13 protein-coding genes are annotated in these 24,362 nt (G+C 46.5%); all 13 read left to right on the top strand.

What is annotated here, in order from left to right; genetic code table 11:
• The first annotated feature begins 4 nt into the window (after window positions 1-4).
• The 13 genes from ACSQ8O_RS19895 to ACSQ8O_RS19835 all read left to right on the top strand — a co-directional run bounded on the left by ACSQ8O_RS19895 (window position 5) and on the right by ACSQ8O_RS19835 (window position 24,347).
• A complete protein-coding gene (locus ACSQ8O_RS19895; RefSeq protein ID WP_436243069.1) occupies window positions 5-2,971 on the top strand; it encodes an extracellular solute-binding protein in 2,967 nt (988 codons plus the stop codon).
• Window positions 2,958-3,932: a carbohydrate ABC transporter permease gene (locus tag ACSQ8O_RS19890; protein WP_436243068.1), complete on the top strand. Its 975-nt coding sequence runs from the start codon at window positions 2,958-2,960 to the stop codon at window positions 3,930-3,932. The genes ACSQ8O_RS19895 and ACSQ8O_RS19890 overlap by 14 nt, the downstream gene beginning before the upstream one ends.
• Entirely contained in the window at window positions 3,933-4,832 is a 900-nt protein-coding gene (locus ACSQ8O_RS19885; protein ID WP_436243067.1) for a carbohydrate ABC transporter permease, read from the top strand.
• Between the two features lie 31 nt (window positions 4,833-4,863).
• Window positions 4,864-6,300, top strand: a complete 1,437-nt coding sequence (locus tag ACSQ8O_RS19880; RefSeq protein ID WP_436243066.1) for a DUF5060 domain-containing protein — start codon at window positions 4,864-4,866, stop codon at window positions 6,298-6,300.
• Between the two features lie 3 nt (window positions 6,301-6,303).
• Window positions 6,304-7,782: a DUF5060 domain-containing protein gene (locus tag ACSQ8O_RS19875; RefSeq protein WP_436243065.1), complete on the top strand. Its 1,479-nt coding sequence runs from the start codon at window positions 6,304-6,306 to the stop codon at window positions 7,780-7,782.
• A 15-nt stretch (window positions 7,783-7,797) separates the two neighbouring features.
• Entirely contained in the window at window positions 7,798-10,173 is a 2,376-nt protein-coding gene (locus ACSQ8O_RS19870; protein ID WP_436243064.1) for a glycoside hydrolase family 95 protein, read from the top strand.
• A gap of 192 nt (window positions 10,174-10,365) precedes the next feature.
• Window positions 10,366-11,463 carry a Gfo/Idh/MocA family protein gene (locus ACSQ8O_RS19865; RefSeq protein ID WP_436243063.1) on the top strand — a complete coding sequence of 366 codons (1,098 nt, stop codon included), beginning with the start codon at window positions 10,366-10,368 and terminating at the stop codon, window positions 11,461-11,463.
• Window positions 11,460-12,308, top strand: a complete 849-nt coding sequence (locus ACSQ8O_RS19860; RefSeq protein ID WP_436243062.1) for a sugar phosphate isomerase/epimerase family protein — start codon at window positions 11,460-11,462, stop codon at window positions 12,306-12,308. The genes ACSQ8O_RS19865 and ACSQ8O_RS19860 overlap by 4 nt, the downstream gene beginning before the upstream one ends.
• Before the next feature lie 3 nt (window positions 12,309-12,311).
• Window positions 12,312-13,967, top strand: a complete 1,656-nt coding sequence (locus ACSQ8O_RS19855; protein ID WP_436243061.1) for a hypothetical protein — start codon at window positions 12,312-12,314, stop codon at window positions 13,965-13,967.
• A 44-nt stretch (window positions 13,968-14,011) separates the two neighbouring features.
• Window positions 14,012-17,089: a glycosyl hydrolase 2 galactose-binding domain-containing protein gene (locus tag ACSQ8O_RS19850; protein WP_436243060.1), complete on the top strand. Its 3,078-nt coding sequence runs from the start codon at window positions 14,012-14,014 to the stop codon at window positions 17,087-17,089.
• Window positions 17,044-19,143, top strand: coding sequence for a hypothetical protein (locus ACSQ8O_RS19845; protein ID WP_436243059.1), 2,100 nt, complete (start codon window positions 17,044-17,046; stop codon window positions 19,141-19,143). The genes ACSQ8O_RS19850 and ACSQ8O_RS19845 overlap by 46 nt, the downstream gene beginning before the upstream one ends.
• A gap of 17 nt (window positions 19,144-19,160) precedes the next feature.
• The gene (locus ACSQ8O_RS19840; RefSeq protein WP_436243058.1) at window positions 19,161-21,200 is read left to right on the top strand and encodes a beta-galactosidase; all 2,040 of its coding nucleotides are present in this window, start codon (window positions 19,161-19,163) and stop codon (window positions 21,198-21,200) included.
• Between the two features lie 57 nt (window positions 21,201-21,257).
• Window positions 21,258-24,347: a glycosyl hydrolase gene (locus ACSQ8O_RS19835; protein WP_436243057.1), complete on the top strand. Its 3,090-nt coding sequence runs from the start codon at window positions 21,258-21,260 to the stop codon at window positions 24,345-24,347.
• The last annotated feature ends 15 nt before the right edge of the window (window positions 24,348-24,362 follow it).

The following is a 24,362-nucleotide window of genomic DNA, read 5'->3' as shown; positions in this document are numbered from 1 at the left end:
AGGGATGAAATTGAAGGTTTCTTTTCGAACCCGGGTATGGATTTCAACGATGCTGACGCTCTTCTGTTTACTCAGTCAAATGCATCCCGGTTTTGCGGATACAGGTACTTCATTGGGAACAGAATCAAAGACAACGAATATGGAAGAGCAAGTGAATACATCCAAGCAGTTGGATCCATCTTATTCTGAGAAGTTGGAACAGTGGAAAAAGGAAGGTGCTTCGATCGATCATAATGGGAGTTTGACTATCCCTGGGTCGAAGCTGGCTAGCCAGTCGGCTAACGCCAATACTTCTATCGGGACCTATAATAAAAAAAATGACGTTTTGATCTGGAGCGCTTCAAAGGACGAATGGATTGAATATGAGGTGGATGTAGCGCAAGGTGGATTGTATACCATTGAAATGACCTATAATCCTTTCGTCGGTACGAAATACCGAAAGCCGATTGCGATGAATCTGACCATTGATGGTTCAAGCCCTTATTTGGAATCGAAATCAGTCGAGTTGTACAGACAATGGAAGGATAAGTTTCCGATTCGTCAAGACGACAAAGGCGATGAGATTCGACCATCAGCGGAGGACAAATCCGGCTGGTTAACATGGGAACTTCGCGATATTTCAGGCGCATACGAGGATCCGCTGACGTGGTATTTAAAACCCGGGAAGCACAGAATCCGATTGGCGGGGAGCGATCCTTTTGCGCTCGAGTCTATTACGTTAAAAGCGCCTCATCAACCAGGCGAGTATAAAAACGTGAGAAGTGAGTGGCCAACCGGTACTCCTCCTGTAAAGTCGGACCCGATCAAGATCGAAGCGGAGCAGATGCAATGGAAAAACGATTCAGCTATCTCATTGGCCTTCGATAACGATATTGCGTCAACGCCCGGTGTACGCGGACATATTACTTACAATGTGATAGACGGAGCTCGGTGGTCCTCGAATAACCAAGAGATTAGCTGGGACTTTGACGTACCGGAAACTGGGTACTACAAAATTGCGATGCGCGCGGAACAGTCTTATGTATCTAACCGTTCGTCATTCCGGCAGATTATGATTAACGGCAAAATACCTTTTAATGAGCTGAAAGCCTATCGGTTTATGTACGCAACCGGTTGGAAAAGTATTACACTGGCCGATGAACACAACAATCCGTACGAATTTTACTTGGAAAAAGGAAGCAATACGATCTCGATGCGTGCCACTTGGGCTCCGTTGAGTTCAGTTTCATCGGATTTGGAACAGACGATTAGTGAATTATCTAAGTTATCCGAGGATTTGAGAACATTAACAGGCAATGTGGACGACAAAAACCGGACTTGGGATCTCAAGAATGACCTTCCTACATTTATTGAACAAATGCAAGGTGTGCATGATGATTTGAATGGTGTGCGAGAACGGATGGCAGCTATTAATGGCCGACCAGATGCCGTTACGCAAGCGCTTGCCACCGTGCAGAAAGATTTGGAAGGCTTGCTGAAAGATCCAGATGAAATTCCTTATAATGCAAGTATATTGAACAGGCTTCAAGGCAAGGTGGCGGAACAGATTAAGCAGCTCACCTATCAGCCTCTTCAGTTGGATCGCATTTATGTCGTGCCAGTTGAGCAGCCGCTTCCGAAAATGCTCCCGACCTTTTATGAGAAATTGGAAGGCGGGATCATCAACTTTATCGATTCCTTTAAATCAAAAAGAAAAACCAATAATGAAGACATGGTGCTTGATGTTTGGATGCTGCGTGGAAGAGATTACGTCAACATGCTGCAAGGTTTGGCAGATGAGATGTTTACACCGCAAACCGGCATTAAAGTTAGGGTAAATCTACTAAAAGATGAGAAACTGCTTGTTATGATGAACGCAGCAGGAATTGCGCCTGACGTTGCATTAGGCTTGCAGCAGTCGATTCCTTTCGATTACGCGATTCGGGGCGGCGTCTATAATCTGAAGCAATTTCCGGATTTCGATGAGTACGCTAAGCAATTTTCTCCAGGTACGTGGCCAGCTTTTTATTATAATGGCGGTTATTACGCGGTGCCAGAAACACAAGAGTTCCGTGTCATGTACTATCGGAAAGATCTTTTAAAAAGACTAGACTTGAAAGTGCCTAACACATGGGACGATCTTTACAAGATGCTTCCAGTACTGCAGCAGAACGGAATGAACTTCACGCCGGTTAACGACCACGGTATATTCCTGCAGATGCATGGGGCGGAATACTATTTGCAAGACGGTTCAAAGACGGGGCTGTCCTCGGAGAAAAGCTTGAATGCGTTCAAACAATGGACCGAACTGCAAAACAAATATGCCATTGATCAACAGATGGACAGCTTCTATCAACATTTCAAAGATGGGTCGTATCCCATTGGTATTGCAGATTTGAATACGTATCTGCAATTAAATGTAGCAGCTCCTGAATTGAATGGTTTGTGGGGTGTTGCTCCGGTTCCAGGTGAACGTCAGGAAGATGGTTCGGTAGCTCGTTGGATGGGTGGAAACATGTACTCTTCGATGATTATGAAAAATGCCAAACATCCGAATGAGAGCTGGGAGTTTTTGAAATGGTGGACATCAGCAGACGTGCAGAGCAGGTTTGGTACTGAGCTAGAAACGCTCTACGGCGTTACATTCCGATGGTTCACGTCCAATATGGAAGCGTTCACGCAGCTTCCGTGGAAGGAAGATGATCTGCAAGCGATTTTGGAGCAATGGAAATGGTACAGGGAAGTGCCGAACGTACCTGGCGGCAGCTATTTAATGGAGCGCGAAATGAAAAATGCATGGAATCGAACCGTCATAGACGGGATGAACTACAGGACATCACTTGAACTGGCCGCGAAAGAAGTGGACCGCGAAGTGAAGAGAAAACTACAGGAATTTAAATTTATCGACGAAAATGGAAAATTGGTCCGTTCGTTGGATTTACCGGTTATTACAAAACCTTGGGAAGGGGTGGATAAGTATGTTAAAAAGTGAGCCGATTACGCTCCCTAGTTCGTATATGTCCACAAACCGAGTGAAGAAAAAGGATCGTAGCTTGCTGCAAACAATTTGGTCATACCGTGTATCCTATTTGTTTATAGCGCCATTTATGATCTGTTTCATTCTGTTTATCTTCCTTCCCGTGCTATCTGCGATCGTACTTAGTTTTACGTATTACGATTCCATCGGACCTCCCCGCTTCGCAGGTTGGGACAATTTCCGTTACATGGTGTCGGAAGATTTGATCCTGCTCAAATATGCGCTGCCGAACACAATAACATTCGCATTACTAGTAGGTCCAGGTGGATATATAGCCGCTTTCTTACTAGCGTGGTTAATTTCGATCTTACCTAGTGTATATCGCAAATGGTTTACACTCGCTATGTATACGCCATCCTTGGCAGGCACGATAGCTATTGGTATTATATGGGTTCCTATGTTATCAAGCGATCGAATAGGTTATTTGAATAGTGTTCTTCTTAAATTCGGGTTCATTACCGAACCAATATTGTGGGCTACCAGCAAAGAGTATTTGATGAGTTCTATGGTTTTTGTTACGCTTTGGAAAAGTATGGGAATCGGTTTCCTGGCTATGTTGGCTGGTATTCTGAATGTCAATCCGGAGCTATACGAAGCAGGTAGGATAGACGGCATTCGAAGCAGGCTGGAAGAAATCTGGTACATTACCATCCCTTCCACAAAACCGCAAATGTTGTTTGGAGCTGTTATGGCAATTGTCGGAGCGATTCAATCCGGAGAAATAGGTCAGACGTTATCGGGGATGAATCCAACGCCGCAATATTCGGGTCATGTTCTCTTGACACACATGCATGACTATGGCTACACCCGTTTTGAACTCGGTTACTCGACGGCGTTATCCGTACTTCTCCTTATTTTTATTTACTTTGCTAATAAGCTATGCGAGAAGCTGTTTGGCACGAAGGAGGGCGAGTAAATGAATGTCGCTGGAACTCTTCGGAAATTCGATTCATGGCGTTTGCGCAAACGGCTGCGCAGATTCAGTTTTATGGAAAAAGTATCGATTATTATTCTTATTTTGATGAGTATTTTTTTGATGCTGCCTCTAATCTATATATTTAATCATGCTTTTAAACCTTATGAGGAGCTGTTCATTTATCCGCCGAATATCTTCGTGAGACATCCTACGATTCAAAGCTTTTTAGAATTAGCATCCATCACGAAGGGAACGGCTGTCCCGATCACGCGGTACTTGTTTAACAGCGTGATTGCCACAACTCTAGGTGTTATAGCCATCGTCATTGCAAGTGCAATGTGCGCGTATCCGATATCCAAGCATAAATTTCCAGGTCACAAGTTTATATTCGCGACGATTTTGCTAACTCTGCTGTTCGTCCCTGAAACTGTTTCGATTCCGAGATATTTGATCATCAGCCAATTGGGCATATTCAATACCTATTGGGCGCATGTTCTTCCGCTTGTAGCCGTACCTACAGGTGTTTTTCTAATGAAACAGTTCATTGATCAACTCCCAGATGAATTACTCGATTCCGCTCGGATGGATGGAGCCAAAGAGTTTACACTTTTTTTAAGAATTGTCATTCCTGTCGTACTGCCTGCGATCATGACGGTTAGTATCATTGCATTTAACTCGACATGGCTCAGCACAGAAGCATCGGAAAATTTTATTCAAGATGAAGAACTGAAAACATTTCAGTTCTATGTCCAAACATTAACTTCCGGGTTAGCGAACAGTGTATCCAGACAAGGAGCTGTAGCAGCAGCTGCATTGATCTTGTTTTTGCCGAATTTCATCATGTTCTTAGCTTTCCAAAGTAAGGTTATTGCGACGATGGCGCATTCGGGCATCAAGTAGGGTTCAAACCGGATGAAGGGGGCGTAACATAATGATGGGCATTCAACAAAACAGCCAAGAAATAGAGAAATGGGGACGGTTTGAGCTGACGATGCAGGGACCGTCGGAAGGGAATCCGTTTCAGGAAGTTCAGCTATCTGCCCGATTTCAGTACAAAAACTACATTGTTCAACCAGATGGCTTTTACGATGGAAACGGTACATACCGGATCCGCTTCATGCCTGACCGAGTCGGTGTTTGGACTTATGTTACGCACAGCAATCACATTGATCTTGATGGTCAACACGGTGAATTCGTGTGTGTGGAGGCTTCGCGTGAAAACCATGGACCTGTAAGGGTAAAGGATCAGTATGTATTCGCTTTTGAGGACGGTACGCCGTATATGCCGTTCGGCACTACCTGCTATCACTGGACACATCACGGAAATGAGCTGCTTGAGGAGCTTACTCTTCAATCCTTGAAAGCATCTCCGTTTAATAAAGTAAGGATGTGTCTTCTACCAACAAGGGATATGAAAGCACCTCTTCGATTGGTTTTCGAGGGTTCGAGTCCGGAGGATGTGGATAGAACGAGGTTTAATCCCGGATTTTTCACCCATTTAGAAAAGCGGATCGCTGATTTGATGGATCTCGGCATAGAAGCCGATTTGGTCTTATTTCATCCGTATGATAAAGGATTTTGGGGCGTCGATAATATGGATGCCGAAGCCGATACATTTTACTTGCGCTACTTGATCGCACGACTCTCCTCATTCCGAAATGTCTGGTGGTCGCTTTGCAATGAGTACGATTTTAACACATTCAAAACGGTTGAGGATTGGGATCGACTGATCCAATTCGTACAGCATCATGACCCGTATCAACATCTTCGTTCGATCCATAACGGTACAAAGATGTATAAGTCCTCCTGGGTGTACGACTTTTCAAAACCATGGATCACTCATCAAAGCATACAGCACTGGGATGCAGAGCTGACGACAAGCTGGCGGGAAGCGAACTCAAAACCAGTCGTCATTGACGAAATTTCTTATGAAGGCAACAGCTCCAGACGTTGGGGTAATATTTCGGGCGAGGAAATGACCCACCGATTCTGGGAGGCTATGTCTCGAGGCGGGTTTGTCGGGCATGGGGAATCGTTTATCGACAAGGAGACAAGGGCCTGGATTTCTTCTGGGGGCAAACTGTATGGAGAGAGTACAGAGAGAATCGCATTTTTACGTAAATTGATGGAGGAAGGTCCTTCAGATTGGATAAAGGCTTGGCAGCGAGGAGAGTATGGGCTTCAATATTTCGGCCATCATCAGCATGCGTATACTTTCGTTGATCTCCCGGATAATGCTTCCTACCGCCTAGAAATTATTGATACTTGGGACATGACCGTAACGCCTGTTAAAGGCACGTATTGCGGACGCATCAAGGTTGACCTCCCCGGAAAACCTAATCTTGCATTGCGAATTTGGAAGCTTTGAAGCATGAATGGGAAGGAGGAGGTCTCTCTGAGAGTAACCAAAGAAGTGGAGCGTTGGGGTGTGTTTGAATTGACACTCGAAGGTCCCAGCCATGGAAACCCGTTCACAGACATACGTCTCTGCGCTGTTTTCAAGAAAGAACGAACCTATGCGGAAGCTGAAGGATTTTACGACGGTAACGGGAACTATCGGATCCGGTTTATGCCAGAAGAAGAAGGTGTGTGGACATATTCAACGTCAAGCAATTGTTCGAAGCTAGATGGAATAACAGGAGAGTTCGCGTGTACCAGACCAACATCAGGAAATAACGGACCGGTTCGGGTAAAGGGTACTGTTCATTTTCAATACGCGGATGGAAAGCGATTCACTCCAATTGGCACAACTTCTTATGGGTGGCATTTGCAAAGCGAGGAACTTCAGGAGCAAACGCTGCTTATGCTGCAGCATTCGCCATTTAACAAAATCCGTATGAGTGTGTTTCCGACAAACGATGAATTTCGTGACGCGGAGCCAACTATTTATCCGTTTGAAGGTACGCCAGTTCAGGGATTCGATTATAGCCGTCTACGTCCGGAATATTTTTCTCATTTAGAGAAAAGGGTGAAGGATTTAGCAGAACTCGGCGTACAAGCAGAGCTCATTTTGTGGCATCCATATGACAATGGCCGTTGGGGCTTCGATGATATGTCTTCGGATGAGGATGACCGTTATCTGCGATATGTCATCGCACGGCTTGGAGCACAACACAATGTATGGTGGTCACTCGCGAATGACTATGATTTCATGACACATAAAAGTAGTGAGGATTGGAAGCGCTTATTTCGACTTATTCAGGAATGCGATTATGGAAGACATTTGCGCTCCATTCATAATGGTCGGGTTTGGTACGATTTCGGCGTCCCGTGGGTGACTCATGCGAGTATCAAATCTACGGACGTAAGAGTTGTATCGGAATGCACCAAACAATTCGGAAAGCCGGTTATCATTGATGAATGTGGATTTGAAGGGAATCTGAATACAAGGTGGGGCAGTTTGACGCCTGAAGAATTACTTTGCCGAATGTGGGAAGGGAATTGTCGTGGAGGCTATGTGACACACGGAGAAACGTATTTGAATGCGGAGCATGTACTCTGGTTGTCTCATGGAGGGGAACTACAAGGACGAAGCGTTCGGAGAATCGAGTTTATGCGCGAAATACTAGAGAAAGCACCTGCTCATATGATATACAGCAGCGATCGACTTGATGCTGCAACGTTGGAGGTGCGGGGCGAATATTATTTACAGTACTTTGGCCCACATCGATTTGCCTATCGCGAATTTTCACTGCCAGATGGTAAATATGAAGTAGATCTGATCGATACATGGAACATGACCATCACACCTCTTACCGGGACATTTGAAGGTCGATTCCGAATCGATTTGCCTGCAAAGCTTTATTATGCGTTGCGTATTCGCAAGATGACCGAAACGTCTTACAAATAGATTCATAAGGGAGAGATGTCATTGGAACCATTACGGAAATCAACGGGAACTTCAAAGACTTCAAAACTATGGTATGAAAAACCGGCAAAAACATGGAATGATGCATTGCCTATTGGAAATGGGCGTCTGGGTGCAATGATATTCGGGAAAGTGAATCAAGAACGGCTGCAGCTGAACGAAGACTCCGTTTGGTATGGCGGACCGGTTAACGGAGATAATCCTGACGGTCGAAAATATTTCCCGGAAGTACGCCGTTTGTTATTAAAAGGGAAACAAATAGAAGCAGAAGAACTGGCACAAATGGGACTCATGTCCAATCCCAAGTCCTTGCGTCCGTATCAACCGTTAGGTGATTTGCACTTCTATCACGACGGGGAGAAAAAGATGATTTCCAACTATTATAGGGATCTGGATATTGAGCAGGGGATCGCCCATGTAAACTATTGTTTAAATGATGTTTTGCATGAAAGGGAATTGTTCAGCAGTGCGGTCGATCAGGTGTTGGTGCTCAGAATCACCTGCAATCGGCCTGCAACCTTAAATCTCAGAATGCATTTGAGTCGCAGACCTTTTGACGAAGGTACGCATAGGGTCGACAACGATACTTTGGTGATGAGTGGAGAAAGCGGTAAAAACGGTGTGACATACTGCACGGCAGTGAAAGCCGTACCAGAAGGCGGAACGGTGGAAGTAATCGGTGATTTCCTCACTGTTCAACAGGCGGAAGCTGTTACCATTTATCTTTCGGCTGCAACAACCTTCCGTCATGAGGACCCACAAGCCGAGTGTATTCAACAGTTGGTCCATGCAGCAAGTAAGGGATACGAACGGGTCAAACAGGATCACATTTCGGATCATACGTCCAAATTTGGTCGAGTAAAGCTGGAGTTGGGACGTCCTAAAGATGCAAGTGAAATCGAAGTACTGCCAACGGATGTCAGACTTCAACGGTACAAAGACGGTGGCGAAGATCCGGGGCTTATTTCTCTATTTTTCCAATATGGCCGTTATTTGCTTATGGCTAGTTCCCGCCCTGGTTCAAATCCTGCGAATTTACAGGGCATATGGAATGAAAGTTTTACACCGCCATGGGAATCAAAATATACAATCAATATTAACACGGAGATGAATTACTGGCCTGCTGAGGTTTGTAATTTGTCCGAATGCCATGAGCCGTTGTTTGATTTGATCGATCGTATGCGGCCACATGGCAGGAAAACAGCACAGAAGGTATACGGTTGCAATGGATTTGTCGCTCACCATAATACCGATATGTGGGGATCCACGCAAATTGAAGGGAATCATATTCCAGGTTCAATTTGGCCAATGGGTGCCGCTTGGTTATCCCTGCATCTCTGGGAGCATTACCGATTTGGTTTGGATGAACAATTTCTTCGTGAGCGGGCGTATCCGGTGATGAAGGAAGCGGCTGAATTCTTCCTGGACTATTTGTTTGAAGACGAGAAGGGGCGTCTCGTTACAGGGCCTTCCACTTCTCCTGAAAATAAATTTATCGGTCCTGACGGAAGCGTAGGGTGTCTAAGTATAGGTCCTTCCATGGATACCCAAATCATCTATACATTGCTCAGTTCGTGTATGGAAGCTGCAGGCATACTTGGAACGGACGAGACGATTTGGCAGAAATGGGAACTTACGCTACGCAAGCTACCGCAGCCGCAAATCGGCAAGCACGGACAACTGCAGGAGTGGGTGGAGGATTGGAATGAAGTTCATCCGGGCCATCGCCACATATCTCATTTGTTCGCGCTCCATCCAGGAGAAATCATTCATCCAAGGCACACGCCGGAGTGGGCGCAAGCGGCCAAACGGACACTGGAGCGCCGGTTGGAGAATGGGGGCGGACAAACAGGATGGAGCCGAGCTTGGATCATTAATTTCTTTGCTCGTTTGGAGGATGGGGAACAAGCCTATGAGCATCTTCGCTTACTGCTTTCCCTCTCGACACTGCCGAATTTATTTGACAATCATCCGCCGTTTCAGATTGATGGAAATTTCGGTGCAACAGCGGGAATTGCCGAGATGCTCCTGCAATCCCACCGTGGGGAGATTGCGCTGCTACCATCATTGCCAAAGGCTTGGCAGCGCGGTAGAATCAGTGGTTTTCGCGCCCGTGGAGGCTTCGAGATCGAGATGGAGTGGGAGGATGGCGAACTAACCCACTGCGTCATTAAAGCGACGAAAAGCCAATTATGCACAGTAACGTGCAGACGTCCGCAATCGGCTCTTATTGTGGAAACGGATGGAAAACCGGTTGAAACCATTACGTCGGAGTTCCTAACAAAGTTTAACGCGGTAGCGGGGAAGACATACTTGCTGATTGCGGAGAAGCAAAGCAAAGCGCAAATAGGGAAATTGGTTCGTCATTCATGATTTTAAACGCAGTTGCAAGGTTGATGTTCCCTCCAATTAATTAAAATGAGTAGACCACCTACCGCATAGCGTTCGGTGGTTTTTTCCTGCCTACGCCTTTATCGATGTGGTCGAATGCTCCCTAAAGAAAGCATGAACAGCCTATAAATGTTTTTTCGTTGTGATGTAATGTAGTAATTAAGAGGTGATACCATGGAATTCATTAGACCAGAGGATTATTTGCCAAGAAAGCAGCATATTCCAGACTTGAAGAAATACGGAATCGGCTTGATCGGCTGCGGTACCATAGCGAATACAGCGCATTTACCCGCCTATCGTAAATATGGCTTACATATTGCGGCTGTCTGCGACGTCAATGAAGAAGCGGCTCGCATGACGGCGCAAAAATTTGATATTCCGTATTGGACGACTGATGTTAATGAATTATTGCAAAATGATGAAGTTGGTCTCATAGATTTAGCGATCCATCCAGAACCAAGACTTGAAGTGCTGAAACTGATCGGCAAGGCTCCTCGGCCTGTGCTATGCCAAAAGCCATTAGCCCTGAATTTAGAGCACGCTCAAGTGCTAAGTCAAGAAGTAAACCGACTTGGTATCGTACTAGGCGTGAACCAGCAGGCTCGTTGGGCTCCGGCTCACAAAGCGCTGAAAATGGTTCTTGAGCAGGATCTCATCGGTGATGTATACAGCATCCACCATGAGATGCGTTCGTTCCAAGATCAAGCCGGTAAGTGGTGGACGAAAATGCAAAATTTCAATATTGTCGATCACGGTGTCCACTATGTGGATTTATGCCGATATTTCAACCCAAATCCGGAAGAAGAGTGGTCTCGAGTACACTGCACAACAGCTCAATTGAAGCAGCAAAACGCGATTGACCCGCTGATCTATTCAGCTAATGTCGAGTTTGGACCAAAAGGGGGACGAAACCCACTCATGGCTTCGCTGCTTTTTAACAATATTGCCAAAGCAAACCGTTCTCATAGCAACACATGGTGGATTGACGGGACGGAAGGCAGCCTTTGGTGTACGCAAGAAACGCTCTATATGGCGCTAAATAAGCACAAAAACGTTGTGCATGAGATTAAGCTGAAAGGAACCTGGTTCCCGGACGCCTTTGCAGGCTCCATGCTTGCATTCATGACTGCCATAGAGGAAGGTAAGCGTCCACCGGTTACTCCGGAAGATAACTTACAAACGGTTGCTATGACAACATCCATGGTTATTTCCAGTCAAGAAGGCTGTGTAGTGGAAAGAAGTGACGTGTTGAAAGGAAGCGATGGATCATGAACAAACTCGGTTTTATGAGTTACATATACCTAGGCTGGAGTGCGGAAGCAATCGCCGAAGACGCTTGCAAACATGGGTTGACTTATGTGCAAATCGACCCCAAGCAGGCTATGCAGGTTATGGATGATGAACCATTTTCTCTGAGACGTGCTGAAAAAATTCGAGCCATCTTTGAGAAAAAAGGGATTTCCATCGTAGGGTTGTCGGGATATACCAATCTAATGAATCCGAACCTTCAGAAACGGGAAGCTAAGCAAAAACAGCTTGAGAAGATGATCGACCTATGTTCGGCTTATGGAACACGGTATATTGCGACGGAAACGGGAAGTCTTCACCCTACGAATGCTTGGCGTGATTTTGAAGGTAATCGGACACCTGAAGCCTGGGATGAGCTGCTGAAAATTATTGACCTTTTACGGAATAGGGCAGTGAAGAAAGATGCTGTCTTACTCATCGAAGGATTTGCGCTTAATGTGCTGGCGAGTCCTGAGCAGGGTGTCCGATTGATGGAACAGCTCGGGACCGAAGGGTTGGCGCTCATTATGGATCCTTTCAATTATTTGACGCAAGAAGATTTGAGCAGACAGGAAGCGGCTATGTCGAATATTTTTGACTGCATTGCTCCCTATTCACCGATTGCGCATGCCAAAGACACGCTTTACCATGACGGCGTATTTACGACTCCTCGGGTAGGGACGGGGCAAGCGGACTGGCATGTGTATGCAGCGTTGCTTGCCACTCGATTGCCGGATGTCCCGTTGATTCTGGAGCATGCAAAGCCGGAAGAAGTAGCGGAATGTTTGGATTTGATCCGCAAATCCTTTGAGAGTGTAGTTAGGACGTGAAGAATGTCTATGACGCATAAACCGAAATTAGGCATACAGGGCCCAGTTGTTGCATGGCAGGATTCATGGGCAGGAGATGCTTCTGAGCTTATTATGAGGACTGGAACGGGGAGTGTCTGTCCGTCTCAAGATCCAAAGCCTGCGCCTGATCAATTTCTCCAAGCCCTAAAAGAGTTAGACGCGGACTTTTATGTTCATCATGTGATTCCAGAAATGAAAGGGTATTCAGAACTCTTGAAGGATATCGCGGACGCGGGATTAGACATCTGCCTCGGTAATGAATACGGAAATATAAACGGGCCTTGGACGGAAGGAACGAACCGGTACGACCTGCCCGATAAGGCGATTGAGCAGGCCGCAAGTTCGGGACGGTGTATCGGACTTCTGTATGATGAACCTGAACATTTGCAAATAAACGCCGGACAATATCGGCATGACGGCTGGTTCCCGCATTGGGGCAGTACCGATGACAGGAATTTGGCAGAGTCGCGCGCCAAGGTTGAGCTGTCGGTTCAGTCACATGTCCAGCATGTACAGAACGTCTTAGAGCAAAGCGGAGCATCCCGTACATCCATGCCATTGATTGCGGAGCATGTATTTCCAACTATGTTTCATACGTTTGCTAGAGCGGGAATGGACATTTGCCCTAAGATCATGAAGGAATCGTTTCAATCCTTGCAGCTGTCCACCGCATTGGGAGCGGCCAAACAATATGGCAGAGCGCTATGGATATGTGCTGATTTGTGGGGGCCGGATACGGGAGAGTGGTTTACCCGCTTTCATGGATTCCCTGGACATTCTCCGCAGGAATTCGCATCAGCATTAAGGTTGGGCTACTTGATGGGACCATCCCATCTGTTCGTGGAAAATATCGATGTTTTAATGAAACATCGTCAAACAGGATTTGAAACTACTGAATTCGGTGATGTATGGAAAGAGTTCGTTCATACATTCATACCTGAACATACCTTGTCTTGGCACCATTCACAAGCAAATCCTGATATCGTAATCATTCATTCAGATGACAGCAATTACGGTCAAAATGAAAGATTGTTCGGCAATCGGACACTCACTGATATGGGTGGTTCCCAGAGTGTTTTTCACATCTGGCATTTACTAAGCCGAGGTGCAATACCTGCTCACGGCAGCTGCATGCATATCCCAGGCTACGACTTTCCGAGACACGAATTGAAAAGTAACGTCGCATACGAACAATTTCCATTAGAACATGGGTATGTTTCCAGCGATGGAAGAAGGGTTCATCCGTTATTTTATCCTGTTCAAAATGTTATTGTATTTGACGAACAAGTGAGCTCAGAGCAGCTGGGAAGTCCGAAATTGATTATGGTGGGAGGCTCATCTCTCTCCAATGCAACATTGCAGGCGGTAGTCAAAAGGGCTGAAAATGGAGGCGTCGTTGTGATCGCCGATTGGTTGCTGCCATCTGATTGTCCGGTAGAACTAAGATCGAGCGGGAAAATGGGCTTCGGAACATGGAACGTCACGAACAATTTTTTAGATGAACGCATACAAGAGATCGTCGAACCGTTCTTGGGCGAAGAACGCTGCTGGATACAGCGCTTTGGCACGACAGAAGTAAGAATGTACCCTAAGGACAAGGATGGGTACACACTCGATTATGAAATAACAGCTCTATGAGTTGAATCTAAGCGGGTACGTGTTCCGCAGAAGGGGAGATAAGTTTGGAGCCAATCAAACATCAGGATCCGTTTGCGGAGATTGCGTTCCGCGAACATCCCGGAAATAAAGACGGATTGCGGGAGATTCCTCCCGTGGCTTATGAGAGAAAATATTTCACGCCGGGTACGGAAAAAGCGAAGAACGCTACTGTTCTCTCCTATGAGGAACAAATCGCGATTTTCAATGAGGGTTTGAAGCTGCTGCGTGAGAAGTACAGCCCTTTTATGAGAAACTTGGCTCCATCCTCCACAATGAAACGCAAACGGCAACTATGTAAGGAATTTCAATTTCGGTATCAAGCAACGGAGGATGCTAATTTTACGAATGTGCTGGAAGGGACTGGGGATTGGGAGAATGTAAGGGTTCCTGATTTCCGCGGGCCGACGGGTGAAAATGGTAAATGGACGGGGTTTTACCGCAGTGAGTTTTCCTATTCAGCCGTTCCTGATGGGAAGAGAGTCTACCTTGTATTCAAAGGGGTTGACTATAAAGCGACCGTATATCTCAATCGTAAGTGTATAGGCAGCCATGAGGGACTCTTTGCACCTTTTGAATTCGACGTGACGGACTTGCTGCAGGACCTTAACACATTGGTCGTTGAAGTAGTAAACGACTTTCCAATGATGGGGGTAGGCGGCACGAAACTGGACGGAGATAAAATGTACGCAGCAACTGGGCCCGGGTGGGATGATTCATCCAGCGGATGGAGCCATTGTCCGTCAGGTGCCGGTATTTATAACTCGGTGTATTTGGAAGAGCGGTCAATGCTGTTTATTCAGGACATTTTTGTTCGACCTAACATTGATGACAGCTTCGTGGAAGTATGGATTGATGTCGTTAATACAACGAATAAGCTTAAGGAAAACTTCGAATTGATTCTTGAAATCTTACCGAAAAATTTTAACGGTGAAGGATTAGGGCCGATCTCTTTTCAAGCTTCTTACGCCGGTCCGGGTCTTAATTATTATCGCTACAAAGTGGATTTTCCGTCATTTAGGATGTGGGAACCGGAAACACCATTTCTATATATGGCTCGTGTACAAGTAAAGAACAGTACAGCATGTTTGGATACCCAAGACCGCACCTTCGGGATGCGCAAATTTCATATGGATGAAACGGACACACCAAAAGGAACTTTGTATCTCAATAACCAGCCGATTATGTTAAGAGGCGCCAATGAGATGGGGCACTTGCAGCAATGTGTCATGAACAACGATTTCGAACAGCTCATTGATGATATTTTAATCGCAAAATATGCGAATTTGAACTTTTACCGAATAACACAACGTCCTGTTCAGGAAGAAATATATGACTATTTCGATATGCTCGGCATGATGCATCAATGTGATCTTCCAACATTTGGATTTATTCGCCGCAACCAATTTGTAGAAGGGGTCCGACAAGCAGCGGAAATGGAGAGACTGATCCGCAGTCATCCATCGTCGGTCATGGTTTCATTGATTAATGAACCATCGCGAACGGAGAAGAGGCGTAAAGGCCACCGTCACCTCCATCGGAACGAACTGGAAGCATTCTTCGTTGCCGCTAGACAGGCAATTTTTATTGAAAATCCAGATCGTGTAGTCAAAAACGCGGATGGGGATTACAATCCTCCCACCCATGAAGGACTGCCCGATTTTCATTGTTATAACATGTGGTATACGAACAATACGATATCTGTAGGTAAAATGTATAAAGGTTTTCTTCCTTCGATTCGGACGGGATGGAAAGCCGGCTGTGGAGAATATGGCACGGAAGGATTGGATCATGTCCAATTGATGATGAACCGTTACCCGAAAGAATGGCTTCCCTCCTCAGAGAAGGAGCATTGGCTGCCAAACAAAATCACTGGAGCCCAAACCTATGGTCTGCATGGAGATTGGTATGCTGAACAGTCTACGATTCATGAATGGGTCGAGGCGAGTCAGAGGCACCAATGTCTGGCAACGAAGCTGATGACAGACGCCTGGCGAAGAAGGGCCGATTTAGTGGTCTCAACCGCCATTCATCTGCTCATTGACGCATGGCCTGCAGGCTGGATGAAAGCCCTCGTTGGTGTCGACCGTATTCCGAAACCAGCGTACTTCACCTATAAGGAAAGTTTGGAACCGGTAAGGATCCATCTAAGGTGCGACCGTTGGAAGGTGTATGAAGGGGAAACACTGGATATCGAAGCCTGGTTATTGAATGATACAGCCAAAGATTACGACCGGTGCCGTTTCATTGCTACACTACGGGACGATAATCGGGATTATGGCAATTACGAGATGACAGGCTCTGTACCTATGGCCATTTCCAAATACGCCGGAACGATAAGTTTTTCAGTACCAGCGGTACCAGATCGGCAGAACTTATTCTTGGACATCGTATTGCTGGATGACAACGGGGATTTGATTAATCAAGAAAGATTCTCCTTTGAGGCGTTTGCAAAAACGAAAAATCCGAATTCGCAGCAGATCGCTTTTCTAGATGCTGAATCCGAACTGATTTGCTCCCTGCTAAACATAGAAGGCAAATCGTATGACGGAGATACAAAGAAAGAGGGCTCGCTTATTCTTTCTTCCAAGGCAGCATTTCACCGTCATCAGGCATCCATCCTCGAGAAGGTCCGTCAAGGAGCCACTGCCGTTTTGCTGCTGCGCGGTCCGGACAGTGACGCTTGGGAGATCGAAAACACGATTGTTCGAACACATAAATTACGGGGATTGTACACGTTAGCCGTTCAAACAGAGAATCCGCATTTACAGTGGATGAAAAGGGACGATTTCTCTTATTTTTATCATTTGACGAACGACAGGATAGATGGACTTACCAATTGTTATTTGCAAGGAGAAGGTTTTGATCCAATTGCATTCGCCTATGAGTCTCATGGAGAACCGAACGGCAAACAAAAGCTGCCAGTAATTGGAGTGAAACAGCTTGGTAAAGGGCAGTTCTACTTCGTTTGTTTGCCGCTTACGGGTAGAGTCGGTTTCAACCCAACACTGGATCGATTCTTGATTTCCATATTGAACGAGAGAGGAGGGGACGACACATGTATACCATTGTTAGTCGAGATAAGCAAAAACGGGCAGCTATAACGCGTACGCCTAAAGGCATTCAGCTTATTTTGCAAAACAAGGGTGAACAGTCCCCTCATTTCTCAGGATATTTGAATGAGATGCTGAGCTTTTCCACTGGAAGACCCTGGCGTTCAGATTTTGTAGGGTTAGAAGGCGTACAAATCACTGCCGGACCCGACTTGATTCGGTTCCGCGGAACATTGAAAGCGTTAACGTTCACGATGGAATTAGCCTTCGATGAGCATCATTTACTGAAAATGAAAGCGACTTGGGAAAATCAGATGCATGTGATCCTGCGTGATGTCGCGATAGGACTTCAATTCACACTGCCAAAGATGAGCAATGAAATGGTGACAATTCCTCATATCATTTACAACAACAATCCTTCCGCAGATCCGAGCCGTGTTGTTCCGCGACTTGGATTAGGTAAGGATAAAGGTTTGATATGCGAGGAACATCGATTACCGATCCCTTGTGTGAATGTGGCGTGGAATGAAGATGTAGAAGCTCGCTTTTTCTCCTTGTTTTCGTTGCCAGCTTACAAGGAAACAGCGGATGGAGTCGTGCACTACGGTTCACTAGGAGCGATTCAAGAGGAACAGAGGACGATTCTGGCTGCCATGAGCGGTGTTCTGATGTTTAATGGTGAGAAAGATATGAATTATGTCGGTAAAAACAAAACGGCACCTTACCTCGGCGGTTATTTGGACTTCATTTCCGGGTATTCATTAACGAAAGAATACGCGCTTGATTGGGGATCTGTCGGACATCCTGGTCAAGCTTTCCGTGAAATTGTTCGCAAAGGCTTGGAGCTGTATGCGCCGAAAGGGGCAAATCCGCACTCGCTCGAAGAGATGATCCAGCTGAAAAAGAATGCTATGGACGATAGATGGCGGACAAATGAATTTGGCGCCGCGGGATACGTGAAATTTACGGATTCGAACGAGTTCGGTAACGTTTCTAAACGTCCGCTTCACTATATGTACGGGTGGACTGGACAATGCTTGAAGCTGGCATGGTGTGACGCCAAGCTAGGGTTTATGCACAAAGAGGAAGAACGAATCTCCCATTGTGAACAGGCCATCCATTTTTATTTGCGCGAAAGCCGGACTGAGGTTTCGGGAATAAGGCACAGTTCTTACCGTCTAGTGGATGGGCAATGGGATGACTTCAGCTGGAATAAGCAGGCTGTTATCTCCAGCCGAGCTCTTGGGGAAAGCATAGCCGATTTGGCGGAAATCATCCTTCTGTTCCGGGAAATGGGCAGGAAAGTGCCGGATTCCTGGGTGGAGGCTCTTGAAGAGTCGAGTGTTTTCTTCATTACCGCTGCCCTGTCGTCGGGCATTTATCCGGCAGCCTGGCTGCCCGATGGCCGTTCGGCAGAAGATACGATTACAGCAGCCGGACTGCCTTGCCTGATCGCAGTTGTGAAGGCTTACCGGGTCACAGGTAAATTAAAGTATTTGGAAGCAGCGGAGAAGATGATGCAGCGTTATTATGAGCAGCACGCCATGACATTTGAACGGCCATTTGCTCGTTCTACGCTCGATGCGAGTTGTGAGGATAAAGAGGCTGGCATGTATTTCTTTCTGGCTGCTTATGAATTGTTTGTGATTACCAATCATGAGCGTTATTGTGAATGGGCCGAAATATCGGCGGATTGGCTCCTTACTTTTGTATATATGTGGAACCCGGTGTTTGATCGGGGATCACAGTTCAGGAACATGGGATTTACTGCCACAGGCTGGCCGGGAGTCAGTGTGCAAAATCATCATCTTGATGTTTTTTTTCCGACCTTCGAATTTTGGCGTTTCGGTCAGTTAACCGGGAAAACCCAATATGAGCAATTAGGACGAATGGTATTCAATGCAATGGGGCAGGGAATATGTACAAAACCCGGAGAATGGAATTTTACCATTGTTGGTGAGCAGGGAGAAGGGTTATTCCAAACCTACTGGCATCACCGGGGTCACAGTAATAAATGGAACCCATCCTGGGTGACTGCTCTTGTCCTGCATAATGGCTTGCGGTTCCAAGATGCGGAAGCCCTTGAACAGTCTGTGCCGATTTAGAAACTGGAGGTTAACCTATGATCAGCCGCAAGTTCCGGAAAATAGTATTCGGTGGTGATTATAACCCCGAACAGTTTCCAAAGAAAATATGGGAGGAAGATATGCGGCTGTTTCAATTAGCCGGTATCGACATCGCAACACTCAATGTTTTTTCTTGGTCCTTGAATCAGCAGGATGAGGAGACTTACCAATTCGATTGGCTGGATGAAGTGATGGATATGCTGCATGCAAATGGCGTTCAAGTATGCATGGGAACAAGTACGGCTGCACATCCGGCTTGGATGGCGAAGAAATATCCGGATGTTCTAACCGTGACCTCTGATGGAAAAAAGAGGAACTACGGCAGAAGACATAATTCTTGTCCGCACAGCCCGACCTTCCGTCATTTTGCCGGAATCATGGCACGGAAGCTGGCCGAACGTTACAAAAATCATCCGGCTTTGCTGCTGTGGCACGTAAACAATGAAATTGGCAATCGCTGTTACTGCAATAATTGTGAGAAGGCGTTTCGAGATTGGTTGAAAAAACGTTACGGTACTTTGGAACTGTTAAACGAGGCATGGTATACCCGTTTCTGGGGACATTCATTTTTCGATTGGGATGAAATTGTACTTCCCAGCGCGTTAAGCGAAGGTTTGTCGGGCGGAAATTCCGATCAGACGGCTTTTCAAGGCATTACGCTTGATTATTACCGATTTAACTCCGATAGTTGGCTAGATTGTTATCTGATCGAATACAACGCCATCAAAGCTGAAATACCCGATGCGATCGTGACGACCAACTTCCAAGGAAACGGGACTTACAAGCCGCTGGATTATTTCAAATGGGCGCCACACTTAGACATTGCGGCGCTGGACATCTATACCGAGAATCATACACCGGAAAGCTATATGGCACTCCGATACGATCTCATGCGCGGATTGAAAGACGGAGCACCCTTTATGTTAATGGAGCAAAGTCCAAGTGTGATTAACTGGAAAACCGTGAATCCCGTCAAACGCCCCGACGTTATGCGGCTTAGGAGCTATCAGGCGGTTGCCCGGGGCGCGGAATCTATTATGTTCTTTCAATTGCGACGCTCGCTTGGCGCCTATGAGAAATTCCACGGAGCTGTCATTGATCACGCGGGTCACGAGCACACGCGAGTTTTCAAGGAATGTGCGGAGCTCGGGCAGGAATTGCAGCAATTGGGCGATCGTTTATTGGATTCTCGCTTGAAGAGCAGAATTGCTATCTTATTTGATTGGGATAATTGGTGGGCTGTTGAGCTTGGTGGTGGACCATCTGCTCATATCAAGTACTTAGATCAAATTCAAAAATATTATGATGCGTTTTACGAGAATCATATTCAAGTAGATTTCATCCATGTAGATACGGAATTAAGTAAATACGATCTGGTATTAGCCCCATTGCTCTATATGGTAAAACCCGGGTACGCGCAAAAGCTGGAACATTTTGTAGCGAACGGCGGGACGTTTGTGACCTCGTTTTACAGCGGGATCGTGAATGAAAACGATTTGGTTACACCTGGTGGTTATCCAGGTGAGCTGCGTAAGCTTCTGGGCATCTGGGTAGAAGAAATCGATCCTCTTTTTCCGGACCAAAGAAATGGTATGGTCATGAAACAGGGGTTTGGAAAGCTTCAAGCATCGTATGAATGCGGTTTAGTTTGCGAAATTGTTCATCTCGAAGGAGCGGAAACGCTCGCAGAATTCGACCGTGATTTCTACCGTGGATCACCGTGCGTGACCTATCATCACTTCGGGAAGGGCGAGGCATGGTATGCAGCTACAGACCCAAGTCGAGAATTTATGCAGCAATGGATCAAGGCTTTATGCGAACGGAAAGGGATTTCACAATTGTACGAAGCACCGCCGGGAGTTGAGGTCACGCAGCGCGAGAAAGACGGAGATCGCTTTACTTTTGTTATGAACCACACCGAACAAATTCAAAAAATGAATGTAGGCCGCAGCGTTCAGAAGGAGCTGCTGAGCGGTCTAAGCATCAGCGGTGATATTGAGCTAGAGCCCAAGAGTATCCTGATCCTGCAGGCGTAAAATGGCTAGAAGCAGACCATGATACAGAAGTGGTTTCAGAGAAGGAGGCGGATGCCGATGGAAGTAAGCGAACAGTTACGCCATAAATTCGACCATCCATCGGTCGAATGCAGGTCGGTGCCATTCTGGGCTTGGAATGATGACTTACAAGAAGATGAGCTGGTTCGTCAAGTAAATCAGATGAAGGAACAGGGTATGGGCGGATTTTTCATCCATTCCCGCGATGGATTAGAAACCGTTTACATGGGTCGCGAGTGGATGGCACTCGCCCGGAAGACCGTGGAAACAGCCGATGATCTCGGCATGCAGGTGTGGTTGTACGACGAGGACCGCTGGCCATCCGGGTTTGCTGGCGGTCTTGTGCAAGGCAGAGGCGGGGACGCTTTCCGTGCCAAAGGTTTGACATTGGAGATATGCATGCAGATTGGTCCGCACGATTTGACAGACAGTCTGGCGCTGTTTAGGGCTGTCATCGACGAAAGAAACTTGGTTCACTGCAAAAGACTGCATGATGGCGAATATATCGCATTGAATAAGGATGAAGTCCTCCTAGTATTTCGCGTAGAAATTTCTGAGCGCAGTGCTTGGTTCAACAACGAAGCGCCGCCTGATAACTTGAATCCAGAGACAGTTCAGGCCTTTATTGACATCACTTATGAAGCCTACAAGAAAGAGGTAGGGGACCATTTTGGCAAAACTATTCGCGGCGTATTTACGGATGAACCTAGCGTGCATGACAGCCACTGTAAGTTTACTCCTGGCCGCGGTTGGCTCCCGTGGAGCCTAACATTTCCTGACTTTTTTCGAGAAAGACGGGGTTATGATCTCTTGGATGTAATCCCCTACATGTACTTCAATGGCGAGTATTCCTCGCAAGCCCGTCATGATTACTGGTGGACGCTCACCGAACGATTCAGCGAGTCGTACTCCAAGCAACTGGGTGAATGGTGCGAGAATAACGGTATCGACTTCACTGGCCATTTTCTCTGGGAAAATAATATGGGTACTGCCACCCGCGTCTGTGGAGCCATTATGCCTAACTACAGGTATCAGCATGTTCCGGGAATCGATATGTTAAACGAGCAGACGAACGAATACATCACGGTTAAGCAATGCACAAGCGTAGCGAATCAATACGGTAGAAAGTTCGTTCTCTCCGAAACGTATGGATGCACCGGTTGGGCGTTCACCTTCGAGGGACAAAAATGGGTGGGAGATTTTCAATATGTGCTCGGTGTCAATATGAGGTCGCAGCATTTGGCGCTTTATTCGATCAAAGGGTGCAGGAAGAGGGATTATCCTCCCGTATTCAACTACAATACGAGCTGGTGGAAATACAATCATGTGATGGAAAATTATTTTGCCAGATTGGCTTCAGTTTTGACGGAAGGCAGGCCAATTCGCGATGTGCTTGTCCTGCATCCTTCTTCCACCGCTTGGAGTATGGTTGGGACAGGTCCTTACGGCTTCCCTGCCCGCGGGAAAGATAGGGATGTCTCCGCAACGAATACATTTGGTCATGAATTTAACACTTTTCTAGGCAAACTACTCAGTGCACACTATGATTTCGATCTCGGCGATGAGACGATTTTGGCTGAAACAGGGGAAATACACGGGGATAAACTAGCTGTGAATCTAGTGACCTATCGTATCGTCGTCATTCCAGTTATACGGACGATGTTAAGCAGCACTTTTCGGCTTCTGTCAGCGTTCCTGGAGGCAGGGGGAAAAGTGATTGCCGTCGGATCACCTCCGACGATGATCGAGGGCAGACAAACAGACCTGCTCTCTGGGCTATACGATCATGTGAATATGACCGTCGTAGGTGACGTTGAAGATACAGTTTCGGCCCTGGAGGGCATTCTGCCACGGCGAGTCAGCTTGACGAACAGGCAATCGAAAGAAGCGCCTGAAATGTTATATATGTTAAGGGACATAAGCGATTGCCGAGCCTTGTTTGTCGTGAATAACGACCGTGCGGGCACACATCGAATAACTATTCGCATGGAAGGCGAAGGAAGCGTGGAAGAATGGGATGCGCTGACAGGTGGAGTGAAGGATGTTGAGATCCTCGTCCTTAATGGGTACGCCCAATTTGATGCAGTGTTTGGACCAGCAGATTCCAAGCTGTTCATCATGAATACTACTAAATCTGCAGTTGTTCTACTAACGGAAGAATCTCGGTGCAGGGCGGATGAGACTTCCTCGACGGCTCTTGAGCTTGGATCGATTTGCCGTTTTACACGCACGATGCCTAACGTATTGACGCTGGACACCTGCTCATATCGATTAAGGGATGGCGATTGGTCGGAAGAAACCGGTGTATGGCAAGCTCAAAGGGCAATTCGTGAAGCTTTGGATATGAGACAGATTTATTATAACGGCCTTGAGCAAAGGTATAAATGGATTGACGATCCTCATCCACAGAACGGGACATCGGCAGCATTCCGATTCACCTTTCAAGTGTCGGACGTGCCGACTCATGATGTGTTTCTCGTTATAGAATCTGCTGCTTATTACGATATTGCGCTCAATGGTGAAACGGTTTCCAATCTTCCTGTAGGCTGGTTTCTCGACCGAACGTTTGATAAGGTGCTTCTTCCTGGACTGAAGCAAGGTGAGAATGAACTGCTAATATCCTGTAAGTACCATAACCGTATGGAAGTGGAGGATATATACCTGATCGGTGATTTCGGTGTTGATGCCGACAGGAAAGTTGTGGCAGAGCCTGAAACGATAATTTTCGGAGATTGGTGCAAGCAAGGATATGCTCATTATTGCGGCAGCATCATCTACCATTTCGATGTCACCTTGGATAATCATTCAATGACACGGTCAGTGTTGGAGCTTGGTGAGTACTCCGCGGTAACGATTGAAGTTCGGGTAAACGGGCAAACGGCGGGGCACGTGCCTTGGCGGGCTGCCAACCGAGTTGACTTGACGGCGTATCTCAACGATGGAGACAACCAAATCGAAATCGAAGTAATGGGAAGCCCGCGTAACATGCTCGGCCCATTTCACCAAATATCCGGTGATACATCGACGACCAATTGGGCCTCTTTCCGCAAAGAAGGCGAAGGTTATACACCAGAATATAAGCTGCGTTCATACGGTTTGTTTGGACAGATAAAGCTGTACCGTATCTAATGGAAGGAAGAGACA

Source organism: Paenibacillus sp. LjRoot56 (assembly GCF_964253335.1).
Lineage (GTDB): Bacteria > Bacillota > Bacilli > Paenibacillales > NBRC-103111 > Paenibacillus_E > Paenibacillus_E allorhizoplanae.
Note: the sequence above shows the minus strand (reverse complement) of the source record. Positions and strands in the feature narration are given on the sequence as shown.

What these genes read in the sequence shown, in the direction of transcription:
- ACSQ8O_RS19895 (WP_436243069.1), top strand. Translation starts at nt 5, where the DNA reads ATGAAATTGAAGGTTTCTTTTCGAACCCGGGTATGGATTTCAACGATG.
- ACSQ8O_RS19890 (WP_436243068.1), top strand. Translation starts at nt 2,958, where the DNA reads ATGTTAAAAAGTGAGCCGATTACGCTCCCTAGTTCGTATATGTCCACA.
- ACSQ8O_RS19885 (WP_436243067.1), top strand. Translation starts at nt 3,933, where the DNA reads ATGAATGTCGCTGGAACTCTTCGGAAATTCGATTCATGGCGTTTGCGC.
- ACSQ8O_RS19880 (WP_436243066.1), top strand. Translation starts at nt 4,864, where the DNA reads ATGATGGGCATTCAACAAAACAGCCAAGAAATAGAGAAATGGGGACGG.
- ACSQ8O_RS19875 (WP_436243065.1), top strand. Translation starts at nt 6,304, where the DNA reads ATGAATGGGAAGGAGGAGGTCTCTCTGAGAGTAACCAAAGAAGTGGAG.
- ACSQ8O_RS19870 (WP_436243064.1), top strand. Translation starts at nt 7,798, where the DNA reads ATGTCATTGGAACCATTACGGAAATCAACGGGAACTTCAAAGACTTCA.
- ACSQ8O_RS19865 (WP_436243063.1), top strand. Translation starts at nt 10,366, where the DNA reads ATGGAATTCATTAGACCAGAGGATTATTTGCCAAGAAAGCAGCATATT.
- ACSQ8O_RS19860 (WP_436243062.1), top strand. Translation starts at nt 11,460, where the DNA reads ATGAACAAACTCGGTTTTATGAGTTACATATACCTAGGCTGGAGTGCG.
- ACSQ8O_RS19855 (WP_436243061.1), top strand. Translation starts at nt 12,312, where the DNA reads ATGTCTATGACGCATAAACCGAAATTAGGCATACAGGGCCCAGTTGTT.
- ACSQ8O_RS19845 (WP_436243059.1), top strand. Translation starts at nt 17,044, where the DNA reads ATGTATACCATTGTTAGTCGAGATAAGCAAAAACGGGCAGCTATAACG.
- ACSQ8O_RS19840 (WP_436243058.1), top strand. Translation starts at nt 19,161, where the DNA reads ATGATCAGCCGCAAGTTCCGGAAAATAGTATTCGGTGGTGATTATAAC.
- ACSQ8O_RS19835 (WP_436243057.1), top strand. Translation starts at nt 21,258, where the DNA reads ATGGAAGTAAGCGAACAGTTACGCCATAAATTCGACCATCCATCGGTC.